Source organism: Candidatus Omnitrophota bacterium (assembly GCA_013791745.1).
In the GTDB taxonomy this organism is placed as follows: domain Bacteria; phylum CG03; class CG03; order CG03; family CG03; genus CG03.
Genome location: VMTH01000083.1, coordinates 1 through 4,286, shown reverse-complemented (window position 1 = coordinate 4,286; position 4,286 = coordinate 1). Strand labels below are relative to the sequence as shown.

Annotated in this window: 6 protein-coding genes and 1 tRNA gene; 6 read left to right on the top strand and 1 reads right to left on the bottom strand. The window is 46.6% G+C overall.

The window, feature by feature from the left end; translation table 11 throughout:
* Positions 1-352: 352 nt before the first annotated feature.
* From ispD to FP827_03760, 5 genes are all read left to right on the top strand, one after another.
* The gene (gene ispD / locus FP827_03780) at positions 353-1,069 is read left to right on the top strand and encodes a 2-C-methyl-D-erythritol 4-phosphate cytidylyltransferase (GenBank protein ID MBA3052194.1); all 717 of its coding nucleotides are present in this window, start codon (positions 353-355) and stop codon (positions 1,067-1,069) included.
* Positions 1,056-1,583 (top strand): translation initiation factor IF-3, encoded by a 528-nt coding sequence (gene infC, locus FP827_03775; protein MBA3052193.1) that lies wholly within the window; start codon positions 1,056-1,058, stop codon positions 1,581-1,583. The genes ispD and infC overlap by 14 nt, the downstream gene beginning before the upstream one ends.
* A 14-nt stretch (positions 1,584-1,597) precedes the next feature.
* Positions 1,598-1,671, top strand: a tRNA-Arg gene (locus tag FP827_03770).
* Positions 1,672-1,790: 119 nt separating this feature from the next.
* Positions 1,791-2,411 carry a hypothetical protein gene (locus tag FP827_03765; GenBank protein ID MBA3052192.1) on the top strand — a complete coding sequence of 207 codons (621 nt, stop codon included), beginning with the start codon at positions 1,791-1,793 and terminating at the stop codon, positions 2,409-2,411.
* 3 nt (positions 2,412-2,414) lie between these two features.
* Positions 2,415-2,765, top strand: a complete 351-nt coding sequence (locus FP827_03760; protein ID MBA3052191.1) for a hypothetical protein — start codon at positions 2,415-2,417, stop codon at positions 2,763-2,765.
* A gap of 43 nt (positions 2,766-2,808) precedes the next feature.
* On the opposite strand, the gene FP827_03755 is transcribed toward FP827_03760, so the two are convergent.
* Positions 2,809-3,273 (bottom strand): GAF domain-containing protein, encoded by a 465-nt coding sequence (locus tag FP827_03755; GenBank protein MBA3052190.1) that lies wholly within the window; start codon positions 3,271-3,273, stop codon positions 2,809-2,811.
* A gap of 216 nt (positions 3,274-3,489) precedes the next feature.
* Here FP827_03755 and argG point away from each other — a divergent pair.
* Positions 3,490-4,286: argininosuccinate synthase (gene argG / locus FP827_03750; protein MBA3052189.1), on the top strand; the 797-nt coding region annotated here is incomplete at its 3' end.

The window sequence follows — 4,286 nt, the reverse complement described above, 5'->3', positions numbered from 1 at the left end:
TATGAAAAAGATTTCGCCGAAATGCATACTACCGACGAGAAACTGCTTAAATGCAGCGCTGATCTCAGAGCAAAGCTCATGACTTCCGACACCAATCTCGCGCAGGTGGCGCTAATTAGGGGCATAGGGGTTTTGAATGTGAATATGCTCGCGAAATCGCTTAAACCGGTTGTGCTGCCGGGTGAGGCGCTGGACATATTTCTTCTCAAGGAAGGCAAGGAAAGTCGTCAGGCCGTGGGCTATCTTGACGACGGCACCATGATTGTTGTTGATAACGCGAGGCGCTTCATCGGACAGAAGAAAAAAATTATTGTCGTGAGTTTTCTGCAGACTGATGCCGGGAGAATGATATTTGCCAGACTTGATAATGACAGGGACTGATTTCAGGCCTTCCTGCGCTGTGCTTCTGGCATCGGGGAAAGGCTCGCGGACGGGTTTTTCGCGCCCTAAACAGTTTGTGAAAATAGCGGGGAAAGAGCTTTACCGCCACAGCCTTGATGTTCTTCTTAATTCGCCGCTCATTGATGAGGTGATACTTGTTGTTCCGCGCGGATTCGCGGGAAAAATAAAAGTCAAAAACTCAAAACTGAAAATTACCACGGGTGGAAAAAGGAGACAGGATTCGCTTTTGAAGGGCATTTCCCGTCTCGGAAAAAATTTTAACACTATTCTTGCGCACGATAGCGCCCGGCCTTTTATAACGGATGCCGTTGTAAAATCGGTTTTAAGCGCCGCCGGCGCTTACGGCGCCGCCATTGCGGCGGAACAGATAACCGATACAGTGAAGGAAGTGAACGGGGGTTTTGTGAAGAGCACCCTCGACAGGACAAAGCTTTTCCAGGCGGCAACACCGCAGGCTTTTAAGACCGGACATTTGGAGAAAATCAAAAAACTTCTCGCCGGAAAACAAGTCTTTACCGATGAAGCCGCCGTTATGGAAAAGCTCGGTATGCCGGTAAAAATTATCAGCGTAGGCCGCTGTAATATGAAAGTAACGGAGAAAGAAGATTTTACTCTGGCTGAAAATCTTCTGGAAAAAAACGCGAAGCGTTTGAATAGAAGGAGGTAATCACAAGGTGGAAAAATTCACAAAAGGTCCGCGGGTAAATGAGCGGATCACGGCTGCAAAAGTGCAGCTTATTGATGAGACGGGGAAGAATGTCGGCGTGATAGAGACATTCAAGGCGCTGAATATGTCGAGGGTGAAAGGGCTGGATCTGATGCAGGTGTCCGAAAGGGAAGTGCCTGTGTGCAGAATCGTTGACTATTCCAAATACAGGTATATGAAGGCGAAAAAAAACAAAGGCCCTAAACATGTTTCCACTCTCAAGGAAATCCGTTTCCGGCCGCACACCGACGATCACGATATAGAGGTGAAAGTCGGCAAAGCTAAAAAATTCCTGTCGATGGGAGATAAAGTTAAGGTCACTATTTTTTTCAGGGGCAGGGAAAACGCTTTTAAAACAGAAGGTTACAAACAGATGGAAAAGATAAAGGAAATTCTTGCCGATGTCGCCAAATCGGAAAGCCCGCCGCAGCTTTTCGGTAAGCGGCTTATTGCATTGTTCGTCAAAAATAAATAATATTGCACTTTATTGCGCCTGTAGCTCAGTCGGATAGAGCATCTGCCTTCTAAGCAGAGGGCCCGGGGTTCGAATCCCTGCAGGCGCGTAAAAATTTCAATTTTATTTCAAAATTTTTTCAGAGTTGCTGAAAGTCCGCCTGTGGCGGGTTGCGTATTGTCATTAAACTCGGGTATAATGAAACAGGTGCCGGGAGTTTGGATAATAATGAGGATTAAAAGAAAATTCAAAGTCGCTGTGAGACGCGGGGATATGCGGGGCTTTTTCCTGCTGCTTTTTATCCTTGCGGCTGCGGCAGGGGCTTATCTGTATATTAAGGAACGGACTCTTCAGGAGAGAATCACGCGCGTTGAAGCCATGGGCGGATACAGCAAATCCGACAAAAAACATATTATAGAAACATTAAAATGCGGCGTCCCCATAAGCGTCGCCGAATACACTCTGGCTGAGGAAAAGAAAAAAGCCCACGCCCTTCAGAAAAAACGTCAGTTCCGCCTGACCGCTGAAAAAACAGCTTTCGCCAGCCGCCCGGATATTAAAAAAGAGTATGAATATGTCCGCAAAAATAAAAAACTTTCAAGAGCAAAATTGAAGCTTATATCGCAGATATTCGGCCTTATGGATTTCCTGGACTATTCCATACGTTATACGACGCTGAAAAACGAGAGTGAGCTTTACGGCTTTAACGAGGAAGGTTTGGAGGATATCCTCGCTATATTTGTTGAAGCCGCCAACCGAAAAGGGGGCGCCACACCCGAAGAAATTGAGGAATATGGACTTGAGGAAATTGAAGACCTTGCGGTTTACAAGAGCCGCTACGCGCGCTGAATTATGAAATTTTTTAAAACACTGTTTGCGGGACGGAAACATTACAGCGTTTATGTTGTGAGGCTGGACAACAGCGTTAAGCAGTTTGATAAAGTGTTTGATTTAAACAAAGCAAGGGATTTTGAAAAACCCTGCGTTTATGTGGGTATGACAGGGTTGAAAGTTTCAGAACGTTTCAAGAATCACAAAAGCGGCTACAAGTCCAGCGCATGGGTGCATAAATACGGCATAGCGCTGATACCGGCTCTTTATGAGCACCTTAACCCCATGACTTATCAAGAAGCGGTTAAGATGGAAGTTGATCTCGCTGAAGATTTGAGAAGCCGCGGCTTCACCGTCCTCGGGGGACATTAACTGTAATCAATCGCCCCAGAGGTATCGTAGTCTGAGGCGATTATTAAAGTGTGAGGGCGAGTTCCCGGGCGATGATTTCTACAGTTTCAACGTCTTCCTGCGTTAGAGCTTGCGGTTGCTCCGTTCTTTTGATGTTGATTACTCCGAGAGCCTTGCCGTTTTTGACAAAGGGAATGCTCATGCCGGAATTGATTTTTTCGTATTTTTTCATGCCGCTGAAATATTTATCGGAATTTATGTCTATCGCTCCTTTGACAAGCACGGAGGCCATGGTTTTTGCGGCTTTACCGCTGACTCTTTCGCCCATAGCGACTTTTTTTCCTATGGCGTCGTTTTTGTTGCTTCCCGCAGCCGCTGTGACGGTGAGATTTTTACCGTCGGCATCAACAAGCATAATGGAACCGCCGTCGGCGGACAGAATGCCGCATGTGGCTGCCAGGCAGAATTTTAAAAGCGCTTCTATTTTGTCATTAAGCCCTTCTACTGTAATAACTTCTGTGTGAGCCATAAAGTCCTCCTTTTAGATTCCCCGACACTTACAACACCACATCATTCTACACAATATTGCCGTAATTTACCAGTTTCCACCCCTTGTATTTACAATCCTCCGCAAGTGTAGTCGGTAGCGCTATATACATTTTGGCGAAAATGAGCTACAATTATGGGCGGTAATTTTGGAATAATTGGTTAATTGATACGTAAATGAATTGTTTTGGAGGATAATGTGAAAAAGATTTTGATTGCTTATTCCGGCGGGCTGGACACTTCCTGCATGCTGCACTGGCTTAAGAAAAAATATAATGCCGAGATTTACGCGTACTGTGCGGACCTTTCGGGAATGAGCGCTGCGGAAAAGAACAAAATAATACGCAAGGGGCTTTCCACCGGCGCGAAAAAAGTTATTGTTGAGGATCTGCGGAACGAATTCATGCAGGACTATGTTTTTCCGTCGCTTAAAGCGGACGCGGTGTATGACGGGGAATATTTTATGTCGACTGCCATAGGCCGTCCGCTCATAGCCAAACGACTCGCCGCCGTGGCAAAAAAATACGGCATAAAAATAGTCGCGCACGGCTGTACGGGCAAGGGCAATGATCAGGTGCGTTTTGAAACGGGGCTTTATTCTCTTCTAAAAGGCGTTGAGGTGCTGGCCCCTTTGCGTTTCTGGGAATTCCGCACGCGTGAAGAAGAAGTCGATTATGCGAAAAAAAATAAAATTCCAATCTCTTCCGGGAGCAAAAAATATTCTCTTGACGAGAACATCTGGGGCGTGGCGATAGAATGCGGCCGTCTTGAAGACCCGTCAACCCCGCCGCCTTCCGACGCATGGCAGTGGACTGGCGGGAAACTGCGTAAAAAAGAAAGTGAAATAACGGTGTCTTTCCGCGAAGGCTGCCCAGTCGCGCTTTCCGGCCGGACGCTCGCGCCCGTTGAACTTGTCGCGAAACTTAACGCGCTCGGAGCGGCGTATAAAATAGGGCGCGCGGATATGATAGAAAGCAGAGTTGTTGGTATTAAATC